A 26,669-nucleotide genomic window follows, 5' to 3' on the forward strand; every position below is an offset into this window, starting at 1 on the left:
CAAATGCTCATTGTTCTGACAGGAATAGACGGTTCAGGAAAGACGACGGCGGCCCGCGCCTTGGTGGATTCGGCTCGCGCTGAGGGGCGGAACGCGCTGCTCCTCAGCAACCATGCTGCACGCCGACGGATGTCGCTCCTTTCGGAGAGATTCGGGTGGAAGCTGCCGCCACGCGCTGCGGATTTTGTAGAGACCAGCATCCGCGTGGCGAACGTCCTTATTTCGCATGTGCGAGCCCGGCAGTTCAACGGTTTGGTGGTAATGGACAGGCATCTGTACTGCCAACTTGCCCTGCGCCGCGCGGCTGGATTAAGACGGGGCTGGTTGCTCCCATGGCTGCTGGAAAAGCTCCCCGATCCGGACCTCTTGATCCACTTCGACGTTGACCCGCCGCGTGCTTACGAAAGGGTCATGGCACGCGGCACCGACCAGGAAGAGCTGGCTGAGCTGGAAGCTTTCCGGGCCGCCTACCGCTCGCTTCCCGAGTTCCCCGACTTCATGGAGATTGACGCCAACGGAACACCCGACGACGTGTTCGCCCAGCTGAACCGGGTGATCGCGGCGAAGGAGTGCGTCCCGGTTTACGCTTTATTCTCCTGAGCTTGGCGTGGGCCACTTCCAACGGCCATCCGCCGTAATCTCGTAGGACACTTGGCCGAACAGAAGGTCACTGGTGCCCTCAGGGTTGCCGCCGTGAGCCCGGTATTTCGCCTTGCTCTCCACGCCACGTCGCTTCAGGAATCGCGAGAGCCACCACACTGACGCGGCCGCGCAGAGCAATGGAATGATGACCAGCGCCCATTGACGCACACCAGCCCAGTGCAGGATGAACAGCGGGACCGCACAACCAAGGGCGCCCAAGACCACCACCTGAAACCCGACCCAAAACCGAAGTTCACCGTTCGACGGCCGGTTGTCAATGTCGAAGAGGTAGTCATCCAGTGATTTCACACTTTCTTTCCTATCAGATCGCATCGGCTCAATTGCCGGATGATGCGCGGATTTGAATTATCCCTTCCCTTCAGGTGCAACTTGAAGGGAGGGACGCTTCTGTTCCCTCCCCTCAAGCACGGCGCTATTTTGCCTTGCAGCTAATTTGATGCTGCGGCCGCGTCCCTGCCTTTCAGGGCAAATACGGCGACCAGTCCGACAATCAGCGCGGCAAAGATGACGTAGTACGCCGGTGAGATTGGGCTGCCGGTGGATCCGATCAGCCAGGTTGAGATGAATGGTGCGGTTCCTCCGAAGCCGGCCACAGCGATGTTGTAGCTGACGCCAAGTCCTGTGTATCGGACGTCTATGGGGAAAAGCCGGGTGGTGGTGGTGACCGCGGTTCCTCCAATGAGCGAGACAATAGCGGCAAACAGGACCTGTCCAAGTATCACGGAGCCCAGCGTCCCGATCGCGATGAGCTGGAACAGGGGTACGACGCAGACGATCATGAGTACGGCGAAGGCGATGAGCAACTTCCTGCTGCCGACCTTGTCGGCAAGAATCGCGGCGAACGGAATCAAGATCATCAGGACCACCAGCTGCAAGGAGTTCCCGAGCAGGGCGTCCGTCAGGCGTACCTGCGTTGTGGTCTTGATATAGGTCGGCAGGTACGTAGAGAACATGTAGATGCTGACCGAGTAGCCGATGGTAATTCCGATGGCGATGAGCCCTTCGGAGCGGTAGTTTTTGATCACCGAAGCAAGTGGGGTTTTATGGGGCTTCGGTTCTGACTGGGCTTTCCTGAATTCGGGAGTGTCCTCGAGCTTTGCCCGGAGGATAAGCCCGAGCACGCCGATGATGCCACCGAGGATGAAAGGAATCCTCCAAACCCAGTCACGGAGGGCTGCATCCGATGACAACAGTCCGCAGAGTGCTGCAGTCAGCGAGCCCACCAGTGTTCCCGCGGACGCGCTGACTTGAACCCAGCTGCCGTAAAGGAAACGACGGTTGCGCGGCGCATATTCGACTGTGTAGACGGAGGAGCCGCTCCACTCCCCGCCGGCCGAGAAGGCCTGGACAAAACGGAACAGGACGAGCAAAGCGGGTGCTGCAAGGCCGATCGACGCGTAGTTTGGTGTTAGGCCAATGGCGACGGTGGCTGCGCCCATGAGTGCAACAGTGGCGAGGAGTACGTTTTTTCGTCCGTGCTTGTCTCCAAAATGGCCGAAGAAAACGGCACCGAGGGGGCGGATAAAGAAAGAGGCGGCGAAGACGGCGAAGGTTGACAGGAGGCCAGCCGTTGGGTCCTGGTTTGGGAAGAAGTTCGCCGCGATGATTACGGCGAACAGTCCGTAGACGGCGAAGTCATACCATTCCACCATGTTGCCAATGGCGCCGGCGAGCACCGCCCGTCGCCTAATGGAGGTGGTAATGGTTTCGCTCACCGCGGGAGTTGCTTTCGTTGTTTCATTCATTCTATTTTCCTACCTTTCTGGGCAGCCGGGTCAGGACAAGAGATCTTCGTCGTAGGGGAAGTTGGTAAGCATTTCGTAGCCGTTTTCCGTGACAAGTACGGTGTCTTCAATCTCGACGCCGCCTACTTCCGGCTGGTCGGGTGTGCAGGCGGCGGGCTCAATGTTGATGACCATTCCGGGCATCAACACGTCGTGCACTCCGGGTGCGATTACCGGTGCCCCGTGAAGGCCATAGCCGAGTTGGTGGCCTGAGGCCCAGGGCATGGTGTAGTCGCCGTATCCTTCCTGAATGAGGACATCGCGTGCGATCTTGTCGATGGACGCGCAGGTAACTCCCGGTCGGATGGCCTGGATCGCTTCTTGCTGGGCGAGCCAGGCGGCCCGGTAGAGCCGCTTCTGGGCCAGGGAGGCTTTACCGCGGACGGTTCCGCGAGCGAAATCTCCCGTGTATCCGCGGTAGACGCACCCGAGATCCACGATGACCATGTCGCCGTCGTTGATCCGTCGTTCGGTTGCGAGCCTTTCGAAGATGGCTGCGTTTGGTCCGGACGCCACGTTGGTAATGAATGGCGTCATTTCCGATCCCGCCACCCGCATTTCGTACTCCGCCGCGGCAGCAACATCAATTTCACGTGGCGCATCCGGCCGACGAATTGTGTCCAAGGCGACCCTCATTCCGTCCTGGGTGATGGCCAGCGCCTGCCTTAGGAGGTCGATTTCTTCGGGCTCCTTGATTTTGGTTGCGTCGGTCCACAGCGCCGATGCGTCCACGAACTCGGCCTTGGGGAGTCGCTCCTGGAGTCCGCGGTGCAGGTCATGAGTTAGGAAGTCAAAGCCAATCCTGCCCTTCGTCAGGCCGTGCAGGGTGAGAATGTCTTCGACGGTTCCCGCCCATGTGCTCCGGCTGCCAAGTTGCACAACCTCGTCAGCCCTTGAGCGTGACATTGCCCGGGCGCGTTCGCCGCTGAGTGCGGTTCCGAGAATTACCGGGCCGTTGTTGATGAGTAGAGCCAGGTACTCGATCTCGATAAAGGGGCGGTAGCCCTTGGCATAGAACCCGGTTATCCACCGCACGGCGTCGTGCTTAATGAACAGGATTGCATCAAGCCCCCTCTCGTCCATAAGGGTTCGCATGCGCCGGACTTTGGTTTCCTGCAGGCCGTCACCGCCGTAAAAGAGGGGTGACTCCATGGATGTCTCAACTGTTTTCATGTTCACGGCAAGGTCCTAAGGGTCTGCAGATCGGATCCGGTGGGTACGCTTCCTGCAACCGGCAGCACGGCGTACGTCCAGTCACCGATCCTTGTGGCGGGAACGGTTCGCATTTCACCGATAAGACCGCCATGCGGGGCGCGGATTTGGTGAAGTTGCTCGCCAAAGGGGTCCACAATCTCGCCCAGGATCTCTCCGGCATCTACGGTCTGCCCCAGAGCCACACGGTGCAGAAGGAACCCGCCGGTTGGTGCCTGCAGGAACTCCCCTGTCTTCGCTGCGCGGACGATGGTGTGATTCTCCGTGTAAGGGATCGTCCATTTTTCCGATTCCGGAACCATGCCAAGCCGCTGGGCAACACCGGCGAGTGTCATTCTGGCCTGTTCCGCCAGGTCCTCCCGCATGCGCCCTTCCGACCCGATTTCGACCAGAATGGACGGCACTCCGCTTTCGGCGGCGACCAATCGCAGGACGTTCTTGAAGGGCACGGCCGCATACAGAGTTTCAATACCGGTTGATTGAGCCAGCTTGAAGGACTTCTCACCGATTTCCCCCGGACTGTCATCGAAACCGACAAACGGGATGAGGCCAAGAGTCATTCCACCGCTATGCATGTCAAGCAGGTAGTCCGCTCCAGCCATGATGTGCGTGACCAGCGCATCGGCAACGCGTTCAGTCAGGAAGCCGTCAGGGTTACCGGGAAAACACCGGTTTAGATCGAGATGGTCGACTGGGCTGTGCCGGGAGAAGCTTTCAAATGCCGCGGGGTTGGCCTGGGTCGTGGCGACAATCGCACCCTGAAGCGTGGATGGATCAACGTCGGACAGAAACCGTCGAAGACCTTCGCAGCAGTCGTACTCGTCTCCGTGCACCCCAGCGATCAGGGCCAGTCTCGGGCCTGGCTTGGCACCGTTAATCACTACCAGTGGGATGCCCAAGGGCGTCCCATCCGGCCTGGTGCCCAGTTTGAGCCAGCCTTTCTTTTTCTCGCCTGCCTCCACTTCGAGCCCACCTACGGTCAAGTTCCGGTCTTCAGTCATCTGACGACGCCTCCCTGTGCAGTCACGACAATACGGTTATTTGTACGTTCAATTACGGTACCTGTATGGTCATTGGCTTGTCTAGAGGTCTAAAGGGTTCTCTTTTCTGCAAGCGAAGAACGTGAAGAAGGGTGGATTACACACCGCAGCGGCGGGGTGGCTGAAGTCAGCGGTATTAGCTATGGTTGTATTTGTACGTACAATCGAGCAAAGGCTGAAGCGTGACATCATCGATCGAAACCCTCGACGCCGAAACACTCCTTGCCGGCATCCGCGATGCCGGGCCGTTGCCAGGGGAAAAGCGACACGAATGGCTTGGCAGGGCATTGCGTGAGGCCATCAAGATGAACGTTCTGCCTGAGACCGCCATGCTGCCCACAGAAGCCCAGCTCGTGAAACAGTTCGGGCTAAGCCGCCAAACCGTACGTAAGGCCTTGGAAGAACTCGCCAGGGAACGACTAATCGTACGAATCGCCGGCAAAGGTACGTTCCTGGCACCGTCAGGGGAGACTGGACGGCAGTTCAGCTCGGCGAGGGACTTGCTCTCATCGGTTCACGATTCGCGCTACGAACTCGTCATTCCCCTTCATAAGCGCATCGAACTGGCCGCGGCAGGCAGGCTCCGTCTGCCAACCGACGACGTTGCCTGCGCATCCTTCCGGCGCCTTAACGATCAGGGCGCCTTTTGCTACACCTCGGTGTTCATGCCCCCTCACATCGGCGAACTACTCCAGGATGTAAGCGAACTAAAGGAACCCGGGATCGCTTCGTATAGGACTGTGGCCGAAATCCTGGATGAGCGCATCCCCGGAGGCATCGCAAGCGCAGAGCAGAGCATCACCGCATCGGGCTTGTCAGCAGAGGCAGCCATGAACCTTCAACGCGAAGAGGGAGAAACTTCGCTGCGCATCGACCTTGCCTACTACGACGATCAGCACACCATGGTCGAACTTCAGTCCAGCTATTTCCTCCCGGAGTCCTACTCGTACAGGTCCCATTGGCTGCGGCTTTCATAGGAATCTTTGCCTGCGGACATCCTCACGCATGGCCCGAAAGATTCATCTGACGCTAACGGCTGCGCTGTTGCACTGGTTGGCGGGCGCGCAACTTATCCTCACCACCGACGTGCACAACCCACTCTGCGGACCACAAGGAGCGCCGTCGGCGTTTGGTCCGCAGAAGGCCTGCTCCCCCGCCGCTCGCTGCTGCCGCAAAGGCGGTGGGCGAGATGTCAGTGTCCCCCGAGCATGCGCTGGCTGACTAAACATCGCTGGACTCCTCGAAAGGCCCTTTGCTTTCAGCGGAGTTGCTTCAACAGATCGGCAGGGAGATCGGGAAGAGCCTGCTGGGTGCCGACTGTCACTGCTGAACGAGCCAACACTTTCGGACAGCAGTGACAGTAACGGAGGGTGTTTTTCGGATTGCCTACGGCGTTTTCACTTCGCGGAGCAGCCCACCCGCTTTGACGATCCTGGTGCTAATTTCGTTCGCGACTGCTTGGGCGTCGATGGTGGTGACGCGGCGAACCCGGCCTTCGGAATCCGGAGTGAACGTGCTCAATCCCGCCGAGTCGCCGTCGCACGTGATCGAGACCGTACCGGGTGCGGACACTTCGAAGAGCTCGGGGCGAAGCAGCGTCAGGACCGTGATGGGGTCGTGCGGAACATTCCATTCCTCGTTCCAGAACGCCCACCACTGCCGGATATCGGCGTCGAGCGCTTCCCCTAGCGGGCCGGCCGCAGCGATCAGTTCGAGCTGGTCTCGGTGCATCTCCACTTGGCGCGTCACTTCAAGGCCGGTGACGGTGATATTAAGAGCGGAAGCGAAAACGGTCCGCGCTGCTTGGTCGTCACTGCGGAAGTTGTGCTCGGTTTCGCCCGTGCCGAACGCTCCGCCCATGATCCACAGATGCCGCACATTGCGCTCGAACCTTGGATCAGTTTCAAGGGCCGATGCGATGTTCGTCAAAGGTCCAATCGCAATGAGGTCGATCTGTCCAGGATTGTTGGCGACTTCCCGCACCAGATACGCCACGGCGTCCTCGGAGTCGATGGTTTCCTGCGGGAGTCCGTCATGCAAGGAACCTTCGTGGCCGGGCCACCACACTTCACGGCCTGACTTCGGGCTGGCAATTCCCTGGTGCACAGTGATGTCTCGTCCCGACAGTTTGCCGAACCGCTTTGCGAGCCGCGCCCGCAGCCGAGTGTCGCCGTATACCGTGGTGACGCCAAGGAGTTCAGCCTCGGGTGAGCCAAAGATCAGGGCCAAAGCCAGTGCGTCGTCGACGTCGGATCCAATGTCAGTGTCAAGAATGATGCGGTGCCGAGCACCCATGGTTGTTCCTTCTGTAGTTTGCTTCGGGCAGGCGTGTGCCGTGCCGACGTGGTTGATGGGGAGTTACTTGAGCCCGGTGGTGGTCACGGACTGGATGAAGTAGCGCTGGAACCCAATGATGATGGCGAGCGGAATCACCGTAAGGACTATCGATCCAGCGAACATCACGCCGTAGTCCACGTTGAATTGGCCTTGTAGATTGGACAGGGCGATGGGACCCAGAATGTGCTGCTCGTCCGTGCCATTGAGCAACGGCCAAACGTAGGACTGCCATTGGAACAGGAAGAGCGTCAGCCCAGCGCCAATGAGGGACGGAACGGACAGCGGCAGATAGATCCGCCGGAAGATGCCCCACCAGCCCAAACCGTCCAAGCGGCCCGCCTCCACGAGGTCCTTGGGGATGGCCAGGAAGAACGTGCGTAACAGGAATATCGCCATGCCGTTTCCCAAACCGGGAAGGATCAGCCCGGCATACGTATTCTGCAGGTTCCAGTCACGGAAGAGGTCCGCCAAGGGGATGGCGATCGCGTCGAACGGGATCAGGAAGCTCACCACCACTACCACGAAGACGGCGCCACTTCCACGAAACGGGATGGCGGCCAGGGCGAATGCTGCCATGGAACAAATCACGAGGCCGATCACCACGGTGGCCGCGCTGACGAATATCGAGTTCAGCATGGCCAACCCCAAGTTGCTGCGCAGCAGCTCGGCATAGTTGTCCAGGCTCGGAGTCATGGTGAAGAACGTTTCCCATTGCAACGGGTTCAGGTACCGGAAGGTATCGCCACCGGGTCGCAGCGAATTAACGAACGTCCACCACAGCGGGATAAGGAACAACAGTCCAACACAGGCGCCCAGGACACTCAGGCCGATGTAGCCAAGGGTCCGGTGCCCTGACGCTTTGGCCGCGGCGACCGCACTCATGCCGCATCAGAGCTCCGAAGAAGTCGGAATTGCATGGCGACGACGGCGAGGGTCAGTAACACGAGAATGATCACTTCCGCTTGGGCTTTACTTAGGTCCCCGAGAGTGTAAGCCCGCGTGTAGATGTCATACATGAGCAGGTTGCTGGAACCTGACGGACCGCCTTTGGTGAGTATTTGTACGGGCGCGAAGATCAGGAAGTTGGAAACGGTGTCGGCGACCAGGACGAAGGCAAGAGGTCGACGGACCAAGGGGAACGTGACGGACCAGAGCTTCCGCCAGGCCGAGGCTCCATCGATGGATGCGGCCTCATAGAGCTCGTTGGGAACATCGTTGATACCGGCGATCAGGAACAGCATCCAATAGCCGACGCCGATCCAGCTCAAGAGCACCATGATGGACGCGAGCGACTGCTGCGGCGAGGTCAGGAACGGCTGCGCCGGAAGTCCCAGAAGGTCAAGGAATGAATTACCCAGGCCGTCCGGCCGGTAGATGACGCTCCACACGACCGCCGAAACTGCAGGTGGGACGGCTATGGGAAGGACCACCAGGGAGCGCCAAACCTTTGCGCCGGCAGCCTTGCGGGTGTAAAGGACGGCAAGCAGGAACGACACAGCAATCTGGAGGGGGTTCACGATTGCCGAAAAGACGAGCGTCACCAAGAAGGCGTTGTTGAAGTCTGCGTTGCCAAAGAGGTCTGCATAGTTCTCAAAGCCCACAAACACCGTTCCGCCGCGCAAGAAGCTTTCGCGGAACAGGCTCTCCCACAGGGCCACAGCCGCGGGTGCAAGACGAAGCACTATCAGGCTGATCAAAGCGGGAGCCAGGAACGCGGCCGCCACTGCCACCAACGATGCACGCCTCCTGCGACGGACCGGAGGCGTGGCCACGGCTCGATGCTGCGTTGCAGGTGGACGATTGGTTGTTTGCGAGGGGGACATGGCTAGAGCTGCTTCCAAGCATCGTTGATCTGTTGGGATGCCTGCTTCAGCCGCTCGTTGACCGGAGTCCCGTTGCGGATATCAGCGAAGGCCTTGCCCATGATTTCTTCGAACTGGATATAGCCAACGCTGACCGGGCGCGGTTTTGCCGTCTGAGTATTTTCGTGGGAGATCAACTCGGCCAGCCCCTTACTATGGTCTCCGCCCAGCGCTTCGAGCTTGGGCAGATACTGGGCCGTTGCCGCGCTGTTGGCAGGGATGATGGTGGTCGCCTCAGTGGTGGCGAGATTTCCCGCTGTGTCCAAGGACGCAAACTCCAGGAACTTCTTTGCGGCTGCCTTGTTCTTGGATGCGGGATTGATGCCCCACGACCACGAGCCTGTTGGCGTTACCTGGCTTCCGCCGTCGAAGTACGGCATGGGTGCCACGCCCCAATCGATGTTCGTCTTGGCGAATCCGCCAACATCCCAAGGACCGCCAACGAAGTAGGCCACGTTACCTGAGGTGAAGACTGGGCTGGTCTGGAAGCCGCCAATGCCGCGGGGAGAGAGCCCCGACGCGAACGTATCCGCATACCACTGCATGGCCTTTTCCCAGCCCGCGTTGTTGATGTCGGTGGTCAACATCTTGTCGCCCGTGATGCCGGATCCACCACCTGCAGACTCAGCCAGTGGCTGCAGTTGGTAGTAAGCCTCGACTTGTTCCAGAAGCAGGCCGTACTGCGTTCCCGCCGCCTGGACTTTCTTGGCATCCGTGGCGATCTGTTCCCACGTCATGCGCTGGGAGGGGTCAACCGATGGGTGCTTCACGCCGGCCGCATCCAGGGCTGTCTTGTTGAAGAACAGCATTTGGGTGGAGTTCCAGATGGGCAGCGCCCAAAGCTTGTCATCGTAAAGGTTCACACTGAACTGCGCGTCCGGAACGGCGGCCTTGGCCGGCTCCTTCAGACTGCTCAGGTCCTCAAGGAATCCTTGGGCAGCCAACTGGGACAGCCGGGGCTGATCCACGGTGTAGACATCGATCGTGTCGTCCTTGGCCCCAAGGCGCTGCTGAAGCGTTGGGTTGAGTTGGTCGAAGGGCACTTGTGAGTACTTCACAGTGATGTCCGGATTTTTGGCCTGGAAGGCGGCAATGACAGGGGCGAACGTTGCCGGATCCTCCGGACCAAGGAGGTTGACGGTTCCGGTTCCCGGGCCGTCGTTTCCCAGTGCCGAACCTGAATTCTGTGAGCTCGTGGAGCAGCCAGCGAGGAATATCGCTCCGGCCGCCAACAGCGACGTCGCTGCAAGGAGTTTGCGCTTCACGGGAAGCCTTTCTGGAGATTTGGGTCGGATGCGAGACGAGCATCTAACCGGTTAGACTACTCGTGGGAAAAGGCTTTGACAAGAGATTTCCCAACAGTTGAATCACCGGGCCCAGCAGTTATGATCAACAGATCTACCCGGTTAGAGGTCCGCGACGCGAGGAGAAGCCAATGCCGACAGCCAGAGACGTGGCAAAACTGGCCGGAACGTCCAACGCTGTTGTCAGTTACGTGTTCAACAACGGCCCCCGCGCAGTCTCCGCAGCTGCCCGTGAACGCGTGCTCGCGGCTGCCAGGGAACTGGACTACAAGCCAAACGCTTTGGCGCGCGCACTGAGCGCAGGTAAGACGAGGTCCATTGGCCTGATAGTTCCGGACATCGCCAACCCCTTCTTTGCCGAACTCGCCAGGGCCGTCGAGATTGCGGCCGCCGAACGTGGCCATCTGCTGTTGATCGGCGACTCCGCAACGGTGGAGGAGCAGGAGCGGCGCCTGATGGAGTCCTTCATCGAAAGGAAAGTGGACTCCATCATCCTTGTCTCACTCCTGGACGAGCCCGATCTCAAACCGATCAATGTGGCCGGCCTTCCTGTCGTGGCCCTCCACCCGCTTTCCGCCGGACAGCACGCGTCATCCCTGACCATCGATTACGAGGAGGCCGCGTACGTGGCCACCCGTCATTTGTTGGAAGAGGGCTACCGGAGCATCGGTCTGCTGAACGGGCCCCTCGACTCCGTGGGCACCAGGCAGCATGCTGCAGGTTTCGAGCGAGCCGTTTCCGGAACATCCGTGACAGTCTCCAGACGGGCCTCGCCGATATCCAGGGCCGGAGCGGCCGCAGTTGCCTTGGAGTGGCTCCGCGCCGCCGACGCACCCAGGTCCATTTACGCAACAACGGACGAACAGGCGCACGGCGTCCTGTTCGCCGCATACACACTTGGCCTCCATGTTCCGGAAGAGCTTGCGGTGATCGGCGTCGATGGCACTGCCGCCTCCGAATTCTCCGTGCCTCCTCTGTCCTCCATTCGGCAGCCAACGCAGTCCATTGCGAACCGCGCCGTTGAGATCCTGGTCGACGGGAACGTCGACGCCGACGGGGGCAAGACAATCGTCAACGAACTCTTTGACTTCGAGCTGATCGTTCGCAAATCGTCCCGCGCCTGACGAACCGGACCGTTCAGAGGCTGAGCCGCATGGCAGCTTTTGGCGACGAAAACAACCGTTGAATCTCCCCAAAGCCCCGGAGTAGGGTGGCCGGACCGTCCAACCACATCATCGTCTGGGAAAATTCTGGGAGAACCATGACACATGTGAGACGCCAATTGGCTGCGGTCACCGCAGCCCTGGCCCTAAGCGTGACAAGCGGAGCGGTGGCTAGTCCTGCCTTCGCCGATCCTCGCGAAACCGATAAGAACCCTACCGCCACCGGATACGGCGGCGCCGTAAGCACGGTGGATCCGGAAGCTTCGGCGGCCGCCATCGAAGTCCTCCGCAAGGGCGGTAACGCTGCCGACGCAGCGGTCGCCGCCGCCGCGACCTTGGGCGTGACGGAACCGTATAGCGCCGGCATTGGAGGCGGCGGCTATTTCGTGTTTTACGACGCCAAGACCAAGAAGGTCAGCACCATTGATGGCCGCGAAACGGCGCCGGCAGCCATGCCGAACGATGCGTTCATCGATCCCGCCACTGGCAAGCCCTATCTCTTTACGACGAAGCGGCCCGAACTGCCAACCAGCGGCGTCTCCGTCGGCGTCCCCGGCACCCCGGCCACTTGGGAACGCGCACTTGAGCGTTGGGGGACTTTGGACTTGGGCGAGGCACTCAAGCCCGCGATCAAGGTAGCCAACCGAGGGTTCGTGGTGGACGAGACATTCCGAAACCAGACCCTGGACAACAAATTCCGCTTCAACACCTTCACCTCCACGCAGGACCTGTTCCTTCCCGGCGGTGACGCTCCCGCCGTCGGGAGTGTCTTCAAGAACCCCGAGCTTGCCGAGACGTACCGCCTGCTGGCGAAGCAAGGCACCAGTGCTTTCTACACGGGCCCCCTCGCAGAAGAGATCGTGTCCGCAGTAAAGGCGCCGCCGAAATCGGGCGAGACTGATCTTCCCGTGCCGATCGGGTTCATGACCACCGACGATCTGGCTGCATACAAGGCGATTGACCAGGCTCCGACGCACGTGAAATACCGCGGCTATGACGTTTATGGCATGGCGCCGTCCAGCAGCGGCGGCACCACGGTTGGCGAGTCGCTCAACATTCTTGAAAACTTCGATCTGAAGGACATGCAGCCGGTGGACGCGCTGCACCACTATTTCGAGGCCAGCTCGCTGGCGTTCGCTGACCGAGGCGCCTATGTGGGAGATCCGAAATTCGTTGACGTGCCCACTGCTGTCCTCACCAATCCGGTTTTCGGTAAAGAACGCGCTTGCGAGATTGATCCGACGGCGGCAGCGCCCAAACCGGTGGACCCCGGTAACATCACAACGTACGACGGCGCGTGCCCGGCCGGGGCCGCACCGCTCGCCGACGAGACGGACACCGAGAACCTTTCCACCACCAACCTGACGGTCGCCGACAAATGGGGAAACGTGGTGGAGTACACCCTGACCATTGAGCAGACAGGTGGATCCGGGATCGTCGTCCCAGGCCGCGGCTTCCTGTTGAACAATGAGTTGACTGACTTCAGCGCCGAATATAAGGCGACTGATCCCAACAGGATCCAGCCAGGCAAGCGTCCCCGTTCTTCGATGTCGCCAACCATCATCCTGGAAGACGGTAATCCGTTTCTGGCCCTCGGCTCCCCCGGCGGATCGACCATCATCACCACCGTGTTGCAGACCATCCTGAACCGTGTTGACCTGGGTATGGACATCTCCGAGGCCATCGCCGCTCCGCGTGCAGCTCCCCGAAACGGGCTCACCGTGAGTTCCGAGCAGGCGTTCATTGATGCTTACGGCCCCGGTTTGAAGTCGTTGGGGCACAATCTGGTCCCGGCCGGTGATGCCTTCACCTCATTAGCCGAAATCGGTGCGGCTACGGCCATTGAGTTCGGCGACGGCGGAAAGCTCACGGCAGCGGCTGAGCCGAAACGCCGTGGAGGTGGATCGGCCATGGTTTTGAAGCCAAGCAGCGGACCGTGATTGATGTATTAGCCCGGAAACAGGCCTCGGACTGTTGCCTGCAGCTTGTCCAACTCCGGGCTCTGTGGAGTGCTGGCAGCGAACTTCATGAGTCCGCGGCAGGCTAGCCCTGCGTCCGTCAGTTCACCGCTTAGCAGGTAGTCCATCAGTTCGTCGCTTGGCAGTAGCCGCACGAAACCCGCCTCGGAAGCATCCCACGCTGGGTCGCTGCCGAGGCGGGCTTCTGCCGCAATGATCAAATGCTTCCGCCGGGTTGAGTTGGCGGACCACCATTCCGATCCTGCATAGTAGACGGCTGACGATTCATAGCCTGTTTCCTCGGCCAACTCGCGTTGGGCGCCATATACCGGAGTCTCGTTCTCATTCAGGTAGCCTCCGGGCAGTTCCAGCAATGTCCTCCCTGGCCCGACGCGGAACTGCTCAAACAGCACCACATCGGTTCCGCCCTCCGTGAAGGCGAGAACCGCTGCGGAGTCCGGGCTCGCAATGACGTCCCAGGTGGAAACTGAGCCGTCAGCTTCCAAGTAGGTGTCCTGATTGATGGTGACAAAACCTTTGTACGCACGCGTAGTCCAGAGTTTTCGCCACAATTCGTCCGAGTTGTTCACTCTTGGCGGTTGGTCTTGAGTTCCCGGCAGAATCTCCACACCATCACCAACGAAGCTGCTGCGATGATGATTCCGGAAATAAGGGACCAAACAGATTCGCTGCCGCTTGAGAGGAAAATGTAGATGGCGTAGGAGGCCATGGTGAGGGCGAGAAGAAGCCATACCAACGGTTTACGATTCACAATGAGTTCCTTGATTTATTGGTAGTTATCAGGCCAAGTCACGCTTGGAGAAAACAACACAGGCTGCCCCCAAGATGATTAACAGCCATGCAACAGCCCCGAAGAAAGACTCCGACGCCGGTATGTGGACTGCCGCTTGGTTCGCCCAGTCGGCAGCTTGGAACGGGAAGAGGTACGTCTCGGCACTGCCTGGAGACAGGATTTGAGGAAGTACCAAACTGAGAGGAACCGCGAAGAGGCTCACAAGGTGGTTACGAACGAGGGAACCAATCGCGAATCCCCAAGCGGATCCCATCGCTGCGATTCCAGCGAAGGCCAGCACCACGTGTGGGCTGAGCTGCCAACCTTCGGCGACTATTCCCCCGGCAAGACCGAAGCAGATGCCAACCATTGCGCCGCCCAGGATTGCTGCAAGAGCTGTTGTCAGGGCTCGAGCAATAAATGCGGGGCTCCTTTGGAACAACAGGACCCGGTGTGTAAGGCACCCCGCCCGGAAGTCGGCCGTGAACGAACAGGAGCCCATGACGCCCGCGCCCGTGAGCATGAGCGATAGTCCTGCCCCTCGCAGAGCTCCTTCGAGACCCGGACCGCGAGTGGTGGATTCTAGATTGGCTGCCACCAGGAGCGTGCCCAGGAGTCCGATCACCAGCAGGAAAGCAATCCCTGAACCCTTCCACAGCCAAGGGCGGCGAAGATCCGCAAGAAGTGCGGACACCATTTAGAACTCCTTCCGTTTGAGCACGCCGACCACCCCGGCGCTCGCTGCGAGGAGCCACGCCAGCGAGACCAGGAACGCTGGGCCTGGTTGAAGAAGGCCCTCAAAGGGAAGAGAGGCAATGCCTGCCAACGCACCGCACGGCAGCCAACGCCCTATTTCGGGATCGTTTGCCAGGACCGGCAGTTCGATTGCCAGCGGAATAAGCATGGTGACGATCGTCGTCGCGTAGTAGTGCCGAATGATCCACCCGAGCGAGCAACCCCACAGGGAACCAACAGCGGACGAGAGCACGACTCCGGGCAAGGCCCGCCAGGATTCCGGAGTGAGGAGTTCCACGCGCAATTCGGGTGGCAGGGTGAAGGCGACGCTGGCTCCCCAAGCCAGGATCCCCGCCGCTAAAGTGGCGAGGCCGACCACAAGCGCCGCAGCGTACTTGACCGCCACAAGGTGTACTAGCCCGGACATCACTACGCTGCGCCGGAGCGTCCCGTAGTAGGACTCGCGGGTCACAAGGTAGCTCCCGGCAAACGTAGCCACGATCGCAATGCTGGTGGCCAAAGCCCAAAACGCTTTGATGTTTTCCGTCGCGGACAGCTGATCTGCACTATCCGGCCACCCCAGGAAGTTGGCCACGAACCACGGAACCAAAGCGCTGAAGGCGAGGATGCCCAGAACCGAATATCCGCTGAAGTACCTCAGCAGCTCTGCACCTAGTCCACAGGCCCAGTTGGAGTTCGGATGCCCCGTCACCGGGCACCCTCCAGGATCTTGAAATACGCCGATTCGAGGCTGCCGCCACCAAGAATCTTCGCCTCCTCAAGGGTCCCGTGGAACAGCGTCCGCTGCTTCAGAATGAGGACGTCGTGGGCCACTTGTTCGAGCTCCAATAGCTGGTGGCTTGAGACCAAGGCACTCCCGCCGGACTCGGCGAACCCGCGCAGAAAGCCTCGCAGCCACTGGATGCCTTCCGGGTCGAGACCGTTGGCAGGCTCGTCCAAGACAAGGAGGCGAGGGTTTCCGATGATGGCGGATGCAATCCCCAGCCGTTGTTTCATCCCCAGCGAGTAGTCCCGGACCTTCCTGTCCGCGTGGGCCGCAAGGTCCACTTGTTCCAGAACCCGCTCGACGTTTTCCCGATTCACCCCTGCCGCCAGCCGGCAGATCTGAAGATGACGGCGCCCCGTTAATCCGGGCTCCACTTCCATCCCGTCCAAGTTCACTCCAACGTGGGTGGCAGGCCTCTTCAGCGAGCGATAGTCCATGCCGAAAACCGTTGCCCGGCCTGACGTCGCCTCTACTAGACCCGTCAGCCCGGCGAGTGCCGTACTCTTTCCGGCACCGTTGGGCCCGATCAATCCCACAACCCGCCCGGCATGCACATCGAACGTCAGATCATCCACGGCAAGCCGTTGGCCCCGTCTCTTGCTGAATCCCTCGAAGCTTGCGTGGATTGTCATGAGTGCCCTCTCGTGGAGTCGTCGCGTTCGGGATGTCCGGGGCATAACGGCGATTGTGAAACGGCTTGCCAGAGCCACTCCCCCAAAGTTGTTTGGCTTCGGCTGGTTACCTCTGCGCGCCCGGAAGCGGGGAGGGAGGTGCTTTCCTCCACCTGGCCGACGTAGGCCAACACGGGCAGCGTGGTGCCAGCGAGCGTTATGGGAACGATGGTCTCCACAGGTGCGAGGGATGACGACGGCGGGTGGTCACCGATCGTGGCCCGACCCAGGTTTTCGTGGAAGATCATTCCCTGCGATTGCAAGGCGACGCTGTCGCCCGGTTCGAGCGCGTGATCCCCAGCTCCGTTGGGCGTCACGATGTGCAGCTGACCATTCATGTAGGTGTAACCCGCTACGGTCACCCGATTGACCGGTACCACGCCGAGAAGCGCCCCGACGGCAAGAGTTCCCAGGAGCATGATGAGGGCACGCCTCCAGACTGGGCTGCCGTTCTGCCCGGCCACACGGAAAAACTGAACTACGCTCCTGCAAGCCACCACGATGAGCAGGCAAAGAACGGCAAACACCACGATGTGCCCTGCGAATCCGAGCTGCAGGAAGATCGGCACAATGCGTTGAAAGCCAATGATCATGAAGCCGACTCCCGCGATGAAGCTCGCCAATCCGAACCACGGAAGCCAACCATTACCGCAAAAAGCGGCCCGCGCTCCAAGAAGCCGGAAGCCAACGACGTCGGCCAGCGCCTTAACGGATTTCTGGCGAAGGTGGGGAATGTCCACGGCCGACATCAAGGCAACGTAGCCGTCCAGCTTGATGAACGGAAAGAGATTCAAGATGGCGACAGCCCAACAAATGACGCCGTAGAGTAGAGCCGCATCTTTCACCGAGGATGCCGGAAGGAAAATCTGTACCGCCAGTGCGATGCTCCCCAGACCAAGATGGACAAGGGGCCCGGCGAGGGCGATCACCACCCGTTGTTTTCGTGAGCTCAACCGCCAGCCGTCGGTTACGTCGCAGAAGAATGCAGGAGACAAGTAGAACAGCATGATGCCAATGCGCCGGGGCGTACCGCCAAAGTAGCTGAGGGCCATTCCATGGCCGAGTTCGTGCAGCAGCGTGGAGGCAAACATCGCACCTGCAACGTAGAGATACACCGCGAGTGGCAGCGGCGTCGCCAAGACCCGCCAAATGCTTGGGCCAGCCGTCAAGGCGCCCAGCATGCCGCCCATGAGGATAAAGGCAAGGGGTATCGCAGCGATTGGCCGCGCAAAGGCAGCGACCACAGGACGGAATCGCAGTAGGAGCGGCGCCGGATTGAACAAGGTGAACTGCACCGTTAATGGTGCCCGGAACTGAACCCGACGGTCCCTCGGTGGGTGCGCACCGCCGTCGAAGATGCCTGTGTGCGTCAACTGGCGAACGATTCCCATCACGTCGGCAGCCGTCCACGGCAACCCCAAAAGGTGGGCAATCTGGGCAGGGTTTCTCTCGCCGTCAATTGTCCTGAGCACAGCAGCCACATCTGCTGAAACCCGGGCTTTTGGAACACTGTTTATGGCAACAATCCAGGGGCCGCCGTCCACCAACGGTTGATCAATGGACGCCGCTGGCGCCAACTGGACGGGCCACTGCACGGGTGTAGGAATCTTCGACGATCCGGATATGGAGGGCTTTCTCATATCAGTGGGTGCGGTGTTAGGGACGTACCGGAGGGATCACAGACCGAACCGGACGGCATCTGGGCCAGTCCCTTCGTTTCATCCATCGTCAGGGGAACCGCACCGGGACAAATCGCCTTGCCGGCTACCCACCCGAGCTCCTGAATTGCCGCTGGGAGGCGGTGGGTGAGGCTGACCCAATGTGATCGAATGTCTCGCCCCGCCAAATACTTCACCAGGACATCGACGTTCGGTATGGGTTTGACCGCCGGAATGTGCGCAGGCCTGAAGGTTCGAACCCACAGAAGCAATTCAGCCAGGGCTTGCCCGGTGGTCCAGAGCTCGGCGCGGGATTCGTCGTCGATCACTTCCGGTGATGGAACTGCCGACGGCATCCGTGAAAGGAAGAGTTCGCGAATCTGCAGGCCTTCCTGCAGGGCTCCTCTCAGAGCGGCCACGGGGTCCGCGGCCGCCTTGAGTCCAACAGCACCGAAGTGGCCGTGCCCGGTGTCTCCAGCGATGATGCAGACCGCAACATGCAAAGGACTTTTACCCTGTGGGATGAAGGCCAGTGTTGGGGCGATGTCAGCTTTGCGTGCAGCCTCCAGGAGCAGGAGGAAATTCCGTGTCGAGAGCGCGTCGAGCACATCTGCCGGCATCGACCCCGCCACGAACTCGTGCAGCGGAACCCTTTGGCGCCAGGCAGAAAGGAAGGCATCCCGTTCAATGACTTCACCAATGCCGGATACTTGCGCGAAGCGTTCTGACGGACCGGACGCCGCGCCGTTCGGCGACGGATCAAAGAACCGATTCCATGGATCCGGATGCGTGGAACCCCCGGCGGTGTAGTCCACCACAGGTGCCGGCACGTGTGATTCCTGGCCTGTCAGCAAGTCCGTTGCCCGGTACCACGGGAAGTCGAAAGCTAGGGCAGAGGCGCGTCCCAACCCTGCGGTGACAAAATCGATGCGCTTGTCCACCGCGTCCCTCGCCGCAAGAAGATGCTCAGCATCCGCTGCCACCGGCGCCAGCGCGAAACGCTCTACGGCCTCGCCTGCGCCCCGCGTCATGGAGGACCGCTTCTTCACATCAAAAGCACCGACGGCGGTTGCGAACCCTTTCGCATCGGGCCGCCCATTTGAGAGGGACGCTACGGTACGCCAAAGCCCAACGTCGTTGGGCAGATAGACCGTTGCCGAGGACACCAGACCCAGCGAAGGATCGAGGGTAAGTACTGGATCGATGCTCATCTGCCACACACCCACAACTCGATGTCGTTCAGGCCGGGCACCGGGGTGGCGATGCGGACCGGCCGCCGCTCGAGGATAGCGAGGCCCTCTGCCAGCACCTCCTCCTCGATGAGGCTGTTACTGACGAAGGCGATGTCGCTCGAATACGCGGACGATCGGTACGTTCCTCCTTCATTGAAGCCAACGTGGATCATGGTCACGTGCCGGGCCCCGTTGACCGGATCACGGCTTTCCACGGTGATAAGGAATGCGTCCTCGCCCAGCGCTGAAACTGTGGTCCCGCCGTCGTATCCTTCTGTTGCCTGGTGACTGTCGGCGTTCAGTACCGTCATCAGGAAGCGGCCGCCGGGCGTCAAGCAGTCACGGACGCGGCGGAACAACTCCCTCCTGTCTTGGGGGTCCAGGAGCGTGATGGAACTGGCGCCCAGAACGACGCAACCGAAGCCGCCGTCGATCTCAAATCGGGACATGTCCGCCTCGAGCAATTCCACCGGCACTTCGCGGGGATTAAAGGCTTTGGTCCCGATCCTTTCCGCCAGCATCGCAAGCATTTCCGGCGAGGAATCGACGGCGGTCAGACGACGTCCCAAGGCAAGGAGCGGCCGGGTGATCCGGCCCGATCCCGCAGCCAATTCAAGAATGGGGCCGGCGGTTTTACGTGCCGCAGCCAGGATCTCAGGAAGTTCGGTCAGGTCGTCAGCGGTGATCTGGTCGTAAAGGCGGGAGCCAGCAACGCTGTACAGATCCTCGGGCGGATCCACATGGCCAAGGACGCGCAGGATGGCATCAGCAGATTTGTCGGGCGGGGTATTCATCAGCTCGTGTTCTCCGGGAGTTGGTAGGTGTCCGGGTTACACGCGGGCGGCGGCGAAACGTCGCGCCACCCGCGTGCACCAGCTAGGTGGCTGCGATTCCGACGACGATGCCGGCGATGATGATGACGTCACCTACGCGGATGTACCACGGTGTATCGTCCGGGGTGTCGAGGTTCTCCAGTTCTTCGATGGTCAGCTGAAGGTTCGAGTTTGCGATCATTGCGTCTCCTTTCTTGGTGTTGGGTCTTTGTTGTTGGCCCGTTCCGTTTCCCGGACGGGTTAGGTGATGCTGACGGCGATAATGCCGATGGCAACTCCCTGGGATACTCCGATGAACCAGTTGTTGAAGTCCGGGGTGTCCAGCGACTCGATCTCCTGGATGGAGATGTTGAGCTGTTTCTGCATTTGCGTTCACCTCCCTTCGCGCGGGTTGAAGGACTGCGCGTGTTCGTCAGGTGATGCTGACGGCGATCCCGATTAATGCGAGGCCCACGGTGATGCCGTGGATGCGTTCGCTCCAGTCGTCAGGGACGTCGATGGTTTCCAGTTCCTGGACGGTGAGGTCCAAAGTCCTGGGTGCAAGAGTGCTGCCCAAGTGCTCACCCCCTTTCCCTTGCCGCTCGTAGCTCGCCCACTGGGCCTGGCAAGATTTGTTGTTCCAGCCCTGCCTTGGAGAGGACATGCTGGATCTGCACGGCATCAAGGGCCCGCAACATCGGCAGCCCGCCGCCCCAGTTCTGGAGAGCAGCCTCGGAAGTCTTCATCAACGCCTGCTCGCCGATGACCTCCAGACCCGCGATGCCCCACCGCCACATCAATTGGTTGATGCCTTTGGCTGGGTTGGGGTCCAATGAAGGATCCGCACCCAGAACCGCCGACCAGAGCTTCAGGAGTAGTCCACGATCACCCCAGGCTGCGGATCCGTTGGCGATCTCCTCCCAGATGGGACCGATCACCGAGGCCGTGGCGGTCATCTTTCGGGCCCCCGTGACATGGGCGAGTTCGTTGGCGACATACCAGTGCTTCGCTCCGTACGGATCACGACCTATCAGGGCCCAGCCAGTGTGTGTCTCCATGCTGAGGTGGGCCGCCGTCAGTCTCAGCTCGGGCGAATCCTCCCGTGCCACTCGATTCCCGAGCCGGACGATCCGCGCCAGAAGTGAGTGACCGTCGTCGTCGAACATGCTGGAGCTGCTGCCAACCATGGTCCCCGCCACCCGGAGGAACGCCTCAAGCAACCCTTCGAAAAGCAGCCGCGTGGGCAGGGTGGCGAGATTGTCGGCGTCGAGCACGGCCACGTCACCGGACAGGTGACGTGAGGCGATCAAACGGCGCCCGACGGCGGTATCCAGGCACGCTACGGCGCTAACTTCCGCGCCGGTCCCCACGGTTGACGGCATGAGGACGGTGCGGGGGCGCTCGTTTGGATAGGCGACCGGAGGCAGAACGATGAGTCCCGAGCGCTTTGCATGGCGTTCGAGGAAGATCGTGAGGCTCGGGTCCGCAGTGAACAACGCCGCCAGTTTTACGGCGTCCATCACCGAACCTCCGCCAAGACCCACAACCGACTGGAGTCCGTGTTTGCGAATGAAGCTGCCCACAAGCCGCAGGGTCTCAACGTTGACCGGGGTAGCGTTTAACTCCAAGGTTGGCGCTCCCTTTAAGTCACCGGCCAAGAGGGCATCCCTCTGTCCCGCGAGTGCGTTATCCACCACGAGTCCGGTCCGGCCTCGGGTAAGTTCTCCGATGTAGTTGGGTGCCATCCCCGGATCCAGGACGACGCAACGCGTGTTCCACGTGCGATCCGCGATCATGCGAAAACTCCATCGCGTTCTGCTCTGGCCAGCCCATCGACCATGGCCGTGTGGAGTTCCTCGAAGTTCTCCTGTGTATAGGTCAGTGCTGGCAGCAGTTGGATCCGGCCCGGCCCAGGCTGCACGATTGCCCCGGCTTGATGGATCCGCCGGACGACGGCCAGGACACCGTTCGGAGAAAGGGATGATCCACTCTTGGTCCGCAGCAGGATGCCCCTCATACAGCCCCGTCCTGAGGACTCGCCAACCCTCGGAACGCCCTGGAGCTTGGTAATGAGCTCGTCGAGGCCTTCGGACACCCGCTTAGTCAGAGTGTTGTGATCCAGCCTTTCCATCTCGGAAATCGTGGCGAGAATCGCAGCACAGGTAGCTGGAGTTCCGGCCTGGGTTTCACCGTGGACAAAGACGGCCTCGTTGTTATCGAAGAGCTGGGTTATGCGCTGGCCGATGAGGAGGGCGGCACATGCGCTGGTGCCGTTGGTAAGTCCCTTGGAAGTGACAACGACGTCCGGGGCTTCCCGCCACTCATCTGAAGCGAACCACCCTCCGATACGGCCGAACCCGGTGGCGACTTCGTCAGCAACAACAAGGAAGCCATGCTCATCCCGGTGTTTGAGGAGGGCAGTCACGAATGCGTCCGGTACAACTTCCGCCCCCGAACCAAGGACGGGCTCGACGACTACCATTGCGACGCGGTGCCCCTCCCTTCGCATCAGTTGGGCCAACTCCACGCCCCCGTCGTCGAACCGGATATGCCGGATGTTGCGCCTGTCGACGCCATAGACGGCCTGGCCGAGGTCGTCGCCGCTGAGTGCCTGGCTCCCGAACGTAAGCCCGTGGTAGCTGCCGCTTAACCCGATGACGAGTTTGCGTTCGGGTTGTTTGTCCAGGACAAAGTAATGGCGGGCGAGCTTCATAACGGCGTCGTTGGCGGCACCTCCGGACGTAGAGAAGAGAACGCGCTCGAATTGGTGCTTGGGCAATTCAAGGAGGGCTTTGGATGCCTCGATGGCTTTGCCGTGCGCAGTCCGGAAAAGTGGCAAGTAGGACGCTGTTTCGAGTTCTTTGGCTATTGACTCGGCAATCTGTGCACTCCCATAGCCAAGGTTCGTGTTCCACAGGCCGCTCTTCGCGCAGAGCCGTCGTCGTCCGTCTTCGAAGGTGACGTGGACGCCTTGGGCACTGACCGCTGTGTGGCTTGCTGCCTCGAAATCGTGCTGGCTCACCAACGGGACCCACAGCGGCAGCTGTGTCCGGGGTTTTAGGGGTGCGGTCATCGGTTTGTGCCGATGAGGTCAATGCCGAGCTGTTCGAATTGATTCAGGACTGCCGTCACGGATTCTGTGGCCACGGCCTCTGAGACGTTGAGGGCTGGCGCTATGACCGCGGCAGCAGCGCTGGCGTCCCGCAAGTTGGATATGGCTTCGATGATGGTGGCGGCGTCAACCCCAATCTTGAAGACGCGACCCGACTTGGTGTCCAGCAGCGTGTACTCCCCTGCCCTTTGGACGATGAAAGGAGCGGAAGCCGAAGGGGCTCCCGATGACGCGCCATAGAGGCTGGCTCCGAAGCCGACCAAGCTGGTGGCCTCGCGGGCTTCACGATTAATGAACTTCCATGCGTCCAAAGCGGCCAGGTAGCGCGGAGTCCAGGGGTTGGCTGTGAGGGCCTCAATGTCCGCCGCGCAGTTGACCGCAGCCATAGCTGATGCGGGGCCCACTGACTTTGCGCGCAGGTCACCAATCGCATCGCCGACCCGGCCAATCTCTGCTCCAAAGGGGCCGTTGAGAATTCTTCCATCCCAAGTGATGTGAAGCCTGGCCAAGGACATGCTCTTCTGTTCTATCCCCGTGAGCAAGGCACGCTCGGCCAGAACAGCATTCACTTCCGTCAGTTGCCGGACGAAGTGCCCCGAGCGTCGAGCTTCTTCGACATCGTCCAAGAAGGCTTGCCAGTCCTCTTTGGTGGTCATCCTGACCACCGTTACGCCCACCAGATTCACGAAAGGTATGGCCACGTAGTCCTGGATTTCGAGGCTGAGCGTGCCGTCCACCATGAGTTCTTCGCCGGCGGCGTCGAACGAGCCGGACACTGTTGTGATGGCTTCGTCGTTTTTGTCGCCGTTGAGAGCAAGGATGACCGAGCCCTCAGTTGCCAACGTCTTCGCGTAGTCGGTGTGCTCGGGATTCTCCACGAAGACGACGTGGCCTGCGATGCGCCCTGGTATGCCCGTAATCCACTGATCCACTGCTGCGGCAATGGTCTGCTGCTGACTTAACGCCAATTCCCCAACCCCCAATAGTTCCGTCGTTCTTGAGACGAAGCTATGGGCCGACGTGCGTGCCATGGTGGAGGAAATTGAAACTAGGTGGTGGAATGCCCCAAAGATAGGTGGTGCCTGGCCCTATCTAGGTGGTGGGGAAGGGTGGTCTAGGTGGTGGGAATCAATGCCCGATCATGTCGAGGCAACCGCCATCCAGAATGCTTCCACCTGGCGCGATGTCCTACGGATTCAAATTAGAGGAGTGGCGGGATACTTTTCGAGGTGGCCGGAACCGACACTCTTTGCAGATCCCGAAGGCTTCGCAAATGGCACAAACTGAGGTCTTGGCAGCGATCGAGCGCTTAGTCGACGATTTGCGTAACGCCGCAGCTCATGCGTGGTGCTCTATAAGGGCCAGCAACACCTAAGAGACGCCCAGCAACACCTATTTCGGGCCCAATTAAGTACCTAGAAGGCTGTCGTCAGCACTCATTTCTCGCGATTCAGCACTCACTTCTCCCGATTTCAGCACCTAGTGCTGGAATCGTGTTGCATTCTGGAGTCGACACCCTTCGGCGGATGAGGTCATATATAGGGTTTTTGTCCTAAACCGCAGCAGAACTACTAGCGGCGCCAGACGTCGCAGATGGTCGACGGCCACAGACCACCTTGGTCAACAACGAAATGGGGAATGAGCAATGAGGAGCTCCAAGCAAAGTATGCTCAGGAAGTGGACTTCCATTTGGGCAGTATTGATAACGGCTGGAGGCTGCTTGCTTTCGATTGGTCCGGCAGCTGCCGATGAATTAGAGCCGGGAATCTTGCTGGATCTAAAGCAAACTTCTCATTTCACAGATCTGAACAAGAAGAAGATCGATGTCGTCTCCGATGATGCCGATGAAGGTGAGCGAGTAATTCTGGGCACAACCAGACAGAAAACGCCCGTCAAGATTGTCATCCAAAAAGCTCCTCCAATGGATCCGGCAGATGCAGGGGTAGGTTCCATGGTTGGCATCAACGGGAAACCCAAACTAGGCGAGGACCGTCAGCTCAGTGATGCACCTGAGGTTGAAGTAGACACTCTGAGTGCATCGGAACTCAAATTTGACACCTCAACTATGAGGCCCGTCTCGGCTTGGGCTGTAACTCCGACTACCGCGAGCCTTGCATGGGAGACACCGAACGAGGCGACCAAGTCCGACGTCTATCTCAACGGCAAGTTCTTGCAGTACGTGAGCCGGGGAAAGTTTTCCACGAACAATTTGAGACCATTGACAGACTACACATTCACTGTCGTGACACCTGTTGACGACCGTAGTGGGGAGGAATCGCGTAAGACTTTTACACTTAGAACGCTATCGAAGGATGGTCAAGCAATTACGCCGATGACTTACCAGGCATATGGGACAGCATTTCAATACAAAACATTCATCCCGCCAGCGAGAGTCGATGCTTCTATGTGCAACTATGCAGATTCGCGTTACACATTCGGAGGTGACAACCGCGGGTTTCGGTCTCCCCCAATAAACGCACCATACGATTCTCCTGATTACCGGACGATGATGTGGGCAAATGTGAACTGGCAAAACCCTGACGGTGAGAAGCTCGTTCTTGCGAAGAATGTTGGAAAAAGCGTAACCTACAAGGACAATCAGGTTGTCGCCACATCATACGCCAGCACTTCAAACATGCTCTTCCAAAACGGCCAGTCCGCTGGTTCCTACGCGCAGGTAAGATTTAAGCACGACGCCTCCAACCCGCACTGCAAGCTCTGGGATGTCAACTACGGGGGCTCAATCTCCTACAGCGTAATCGTACGGTTCTATCGTTCCGGACTAGTCGAGGTAGTCGGCAACAGGCAGCAGGCGCCAGCACATGAAGGTTGGGCAAGGTTCAATACCACGGCAGGTACTGAGCAGTGGTTGAATGTGTTCAAACTCGGCAACACGGGCTTCCACTGCCTAGTCGGCCTTTGCGGCACTCAGACCATCAACTACGCTCGTTCGTACTAGTCGAGCCCAGTGACGGCGACGATTAAGGTGGATATGGGCAAAGAGCAGGTCAAGTTGCTGTCATTCTTGGGTGCCGTGATCATTGGGACTTTTCTCGGTGCCCTAGTAGTCGTCACCGGTTCTTCCGCTTCACGGGGGGCATCCACGAGTGGGCATGAAGTCCTCATGGAGGTTGCTGTCGCGGGATTCCAAGGTTCGATAGTTGCCCTCGTGGCTGCGGTTCTGATTTGGTTTCCGACCTACAGATTTATTTCTGGAAAGCTGCGGTTGGCGCTGCAACTCCCTGCGATGATGACTTCCGGCGCGGCAACGGCCGTTCCGGTCGCGATCGCCGATGCTGCCTTAAACCTAAATCCAGGGTTCACTGGCATATGGGCTGTTTACACCTTTTTTGCTGGAATCTGGAGCGCATCCGTGGCTTGGCTCCTAGTCACTGTCATGTCTCTGGGTAGCAGCAAACTTCACTACGTAAGATGGGTCGGGTTCGTCGTCCTTGCAGCCGGTGCATTAGCATTTGGCCTCCATGCCGTGGCGGAGAAGTCTTGGGTCTGAGAAGCCTGCGCGTTCGCACATGCAAACCCCATCTG

At 59.8% G+C, this 26,669-nt stretch carries 29 protein-coding genes; 7 read left to right on the top strand and 22 right to left on the bottom strand.

The window, feature by feature from the left end; genetic code table 11:
- The first annotated feature begins 3 nt into the window (after positions 1-3).
- Entirely contained in the window at positions 4-600 is a 597-nt protein-coding gene (locus tag ACZ5G6_RS19925; RefSeq protein WP_498687542.1) for a dTMP kinase, read from the top strand.
- On the opposite strand, the gene ACZ5G6_RS19930 is transcribed toward ACZ5G6_RS19925, so the two are convergent.
- The 4 genes from ACZ5G6_RS19930 to ACZ5G6_RS19945 all read right to left on the bottom strand — a co-directional run bounded on the left by ACZ5G6_RS19930 (position 589) and on the right by ACZ5G6_RS19945 (position 4,660).
- Complete coding sequence (locus ACZ5G6_RS19930; protein ID WP_498687544.1) at positions 589-951, bottom strand: hypothetical protein; 363 nt, start codon at positions 949-951, stop codon at positions 589-591. The two genes, ACZ5G6_RS19925 and ACZ5G6_RS19930, sit on opposite strands and share 12 nt — an antisense overlap.
- 140 nt (positions 952-1,091) lie before the next feature.
- Positions 1,092-2,408, bottom strand: a complete 1,317-nt coding sequence (locus ACZ5G6_RS19935; RefSeq protein ID WP_498687545.1) for an MFS transporter — start codon at positions 2,406-2,408, stop codon at positions 1,092-1,094.
- Between the two features lie 30 nt (positions 2,409-2,438).
- Complete coding sequence (locus tag ACZ5G6_RS19940) at positions 2,439-3,620, bottom strand: M24 family metallopeptidase (RefSeq protein ID WP_498691967.1); 1,182 nt, start codon at positions 3,618-3,620, stop codon at positions 2,439-2,441.
- 2 nt (positions 3,621-3,622) lie between these two features.
- Positions 3,623-4,660 carry a succinylglutamate desuccinylase/aspartoacylase family protein gene (locus tag ACZ5G6_RS19945; protein ID WP_498687547.1) on the bottom strand — a complete coding sequence of 346 codons (1,038 nt, stop codon included), beginning with the start codon at positions 4,658-4,660 and terminating at the stop codon, positions 3,623-3,625.
- A gap of 221 nt (positions 4,661-4,881) precedes the next feature.
- Here ACZ5G6_RS19945 and ACZ5G6_RS19950 point away from each other — a divergent pair, with 221 nt between their 5' ends.
- Complete coding sequence (locus tag ACZ5G6_RS19950; RefSeq protein ID WP_498687548.1) at positions 4,882-5,676, top strand: GntR family transcriptional regulator; 795 nt, start codon at positions 4,882-4,884, stop codon at positions 5,674-5,676.
- 28 nt (positions 5,677-5,704) lie between these two features.
- Positions 5,705-5,920 (top strand): glycerate kinase, encoded by a 216-nt coding sequence (locus ACZ5G6_RS19955; protein ID WP_498687550.1) that lies wholly within the window; start codon positions 5,705-5,707, stop codon positions 5,918-5,920.
- A 165-nt stretch (positions 5,921-6,085) separates the two neighbouring features.
- On the opposite strand, the gene ACZ5G6_RS19960 is transcribed toward ACZ5G6_RS19955, so the two are convergent.
- The 4 genes from ACZ5G6_RS19960 to ACZ5G6_RS19975 all read right to left on the bottom strand — a co-directional run bounded on the left by ACZ5G6_RS19960 (position 6,086) and on the right by ACZ5G6_RS19975 (position 10,163).
- Positions 6,086-6,994 (bottom strand): nucleoside hydrolase, encoded by a 909-nt coding sequence (locus tag ACZ5G6_RS19960; protein WP_498687552.1) that lies wholly within the window; start codon positions 6,992-6,994, stop codon positions 6,086-6,088.
- 63 nt (positions 6,995-7,057) lie between these two features.
- Positions 7,058-7,918, bottom strand: coding sequence for a carbohydrate ABC transporter permease (locus tag ACZ5G6_RS19965; RefSeq protein ID WP_498687554.1), 861 nt, complete (start codon positions 7,916-7,918; stop codon positions 7,058-7,060).
- On the bottom strand, positions 7,915-8,808 hold the full coding sequence (locus tag ACZ5G6_RS19970; protein WP_498687556.1) for a carbohydrate ABC transporter permease: 894 nt from the start codon (positions 8,806-8,808) through the stop codon (positions 7,915-7,917). Before ACZ5G6_RS19970 ends, ACZ5G6_RS19965 begins: the two co-directional genes overlap by 4 nt.
- A 53-nt stretch (positions 8,809-8,861) precedes the next feature.
- Positions 8,862-10,163 (bottom strand): sugar ABC transporter substrate-binding protein, encoded by a 1,302-nt coding sequence (locus ACZ5G6_RS19975; protein WP_498687558.1) that lies wholly within the window; start codon positions 10,161-10,163, stop codon positions 8,862-8,864.
- A gap of 170 nt (positions 10,164-10,333) precedes the next feature.
- Here ACZ5G6_RS19975 and ACZ5G6_RS19980 point away from each other — a divergent pair, with 170 nt between their 5' ends.
- Together ACZ5G6_RS19980 and ggt are read left to right on the top strand one after the other, a co-directional pair.
- On the top strand, positions 10,334-11,326 hold the full coding sequence (locus ACZ5G6_RS19980) for a LacI family DNA-binding transcriptional regulator (RefSeq protein WP_498687560.1): 993 nt from the start codon (positions 10,334-10,336) through the stop codon (positions 11,324-11,326).
- A gap of 137 nt (positions 11,327-11,463) precedes the next feature.
- Positions 11,464-13,305 carry a gamma-glutamyltransferase gene (ggt, locus tag ACZ5G6_RS19985; RefSeq protein ID WP_498687561.1) on the top strand — a complete coding sequence of 614 codons (1,842 nt, stop codon included), beginning with the start codon at positions 11,464-11,466 and terminating at the stop codon, positions 13,303-13,305.
- A gap of 8 nt (positions 13,306-13,313) precedes the next feature.
- Here the strand turns inward: ggt and ACZ5G6_RS19990 are convergent, their stop codons facing one another.
- The 14 genes from ACZ5G6_RS19990 to mpaB form a co-directional block, all read right to left on the bottom strand.
- Complete coding sequence (locus ACZ5G6_RS19990) at positions 13,314-13,913, bottom strand: NUDIX hydrolase (protein WP_498687563.1); 600 nt, start codon at positions 13,911-13,913, stop codon at positions 13,314-13,316.
- Complete coding sequence (locus tag ACZ5G6_RS19995; RefSeq protein WP_498687565.1) at positions 13,910-14,095, bottom strand: hypothetical protein; 186 nt, start codon at positions 14,093-14,095, stop codon at positions 13,910-13,912. The genes ACZ5G6_RS19990 and ACZ5G6_RS19995 overlap by 4 nt, the downstream gene beginning before the upstream one ends.
- 28 nt (positions 14,096-14,123) lie before the next feature.
- Complete coding sequence (locus tag ACZ5G6_RS20000; RefSeq protein ID WP_498687567.1) at positions 14,124-14,813, bottom strand: hypothetical protein; 690 nt, start codon at positions 14,811-14,813, stop codon at positions 14,124-14,126.
- Complete coding sequence (locus tag ACZ5G6_RS20005) at positions 14,814-15,563, bottom strand: hypothetical protein (protein ID WP_498687569.1); 750 nt, start codon at positions 15,561-15,563, stop codon at positions 14,814-14,816. It abuts the gene before it with no gap.
- Positions 15,560-16,270, bottom strand: coding sequence for an ABC transporter ATP-binding protein (locus ACZ5G6_RS20010; protein ID WP_498687570.1), 711 nt, complete (start codon positions 16,268-16,270; stop codon positions 15,560-15,562). Before ACZ5G6_RS20010 ends, ACZ5G6_RS20005 begins: the two co-directional genes overlap by 4 nt.
- The gene (gene mpaP, locus ACZ5G6_RS20015; protein ID WP_498687572.1) at positions 16,267-17,904 is read right to left on the bottom strand and encodes a daptide biosynthesis intramembrane metalloprotease; all 1,638 of its coding nucleotides are present in this window, start codon (positions 17,902-17,904) and stop codon (positions 16,267-16,269) included. Before mpaP ends, ACZ5G6_RS20010 begins: the two co-directional genes overlap by 4 nt.
- A 41-nt stretch (positions 17,905-17,945) precedes the next feature.
- Positions 17,946-19,178 (bottom strand): YcaO-like family protein, encoded by a 1,233-nt coding sequence (locus ACZ5G6_RS20020; protein ID WP_498687575.1) that lies wholly within the window; start codon positions 19,176-19,178, stop codon positions 17,946-17,948.
- Positions 19,175-19,993 carry a daptide-type RiPP biosynthesis methyltransferase gene (gene mpaM / locus ACZ5G6_RS20025; protein WP_498687577.1) on the bottom strand — a complete coding sequence of 273 codons (819 nt, stop codon included), beginning with the start codon at positions 19,991-19,993 and terminating at the stop codon, positions 19,175-19,177. The genes ACZ5G6_RS20020 and mpaM overlap by 4 nt, the downstream gene beginning before the upstream one ends.
- Before the next feature lie 82 nt (positions 19,994-20,075).
- Entirely contained in the window at positions 20,076-20,213 is a 138-nt protein-coding gene (locus ACZ5G6_RS20030) for a daptide-type RiPP (protein ID WP_498687579.1), read from the bottom strand.
- 59 nt (positions 20,214-20,272) lie between these two features.
- The gene (locus ACZ5G6_RS20035; protein ID WP_263422335.1) at positions 20,273-20,398 is read right to left on the bottom strand and encodes a daptide-type RiPP; all 126 of its coding nucleotides are present in this window, start codon (positions 20,396-20,398) and stop codon (positions 20,273-20,275) included.
- 46 nt (positions 20,399-20,444) lie between these two features.
- Positions 20,445-20,588: a daptide-type RiPP gene (locus ACZ5G6_RS20040; RefSeq protein WP_498687582.1), complete on the bottom strand. Its 144-nt coding sequence runs from the start codon at positions 20,586-20,588 to the stop codon at positions 20,445-20,447.
- A 4-nt stretch (positions 20,589-20,592) separates the two neighbouring features.
- Positions 20,593-21,807, bottom strand: a complete 1,215-nt coding sequence (gene mpaC / locus ACZ5G6_RS20045; RefSeq protein ID WP_498687583.1) for a daptide-type RiPP biosynthesis dehydogenase — start codon at positions 21,805-21,807, stop codon at positions 20,593-20,595.
- A complete protein-coding gene (mpaD, locus tag ACZ5G6_RS20050; protein WP_498687585.1) occupies positions 21,804-23,084 on the bottom strand; it encodes a daptide-type RiPP biosynthesis aminotransferase in 1,281 nt (426 codons plus the stop codon). Before mpaD ends, mpaC begins: the two co-directional genes overlap by 4 nt.
- On the bottom strand, positions 23,081-24,154 hold the full coding sequence (gene mpaB, locus ACZ5G6_RS20055; protein WP_498687586.1) for a daptide biosynthesis RiPP recognition protein: 1,074 nt from the start codon (positions 24,152-24,154) through the stop codon (positions 23,081-23,083). The genes mpaD and mpaB overlap by 4 nt, the downstream gene beginning before the upstream one ends.
- Positions 24,155-24,843: 689 nt before the next feature.
- On the opposite strand from mpaB, the gene ACZ5G6_RS20060 reads away from it, so the two are divergent.
- Together ACZ5G6_RS20060 and ACZ5G6_RS20065 are read left to right on the top strand one after the other, a co-directional pair.
- Positions 24,844-26,082, top strand: a complete 1,239-nt coding sequence (locus ACZ5G6_RS20060; RefSeq protein ID WP_498687590.1) for a fibronectin type III domain-containing protein — start codon at positions 24,844-24,846, stop codon at positions 26,080-26,082.
- Positions 26,083-26,091: 9 nt separating this feature from the next.
- On the top strand, positions 26,092-26,634 hold the full coding sequence (locus ACZ5G6_RS20065) for a hypothetical protein (RefSeq protein ID WP_223934560.1): 543 nt from the start codon (positions 26,092-26,094) through the stop codon (positions 26,632-26,634).
- Positions 26,635-26,669 lie beyond the last annotated feature (35 nt).

The organism is Arthrobacter sp. TmtSoilC51, assembly GCF_055388015.1.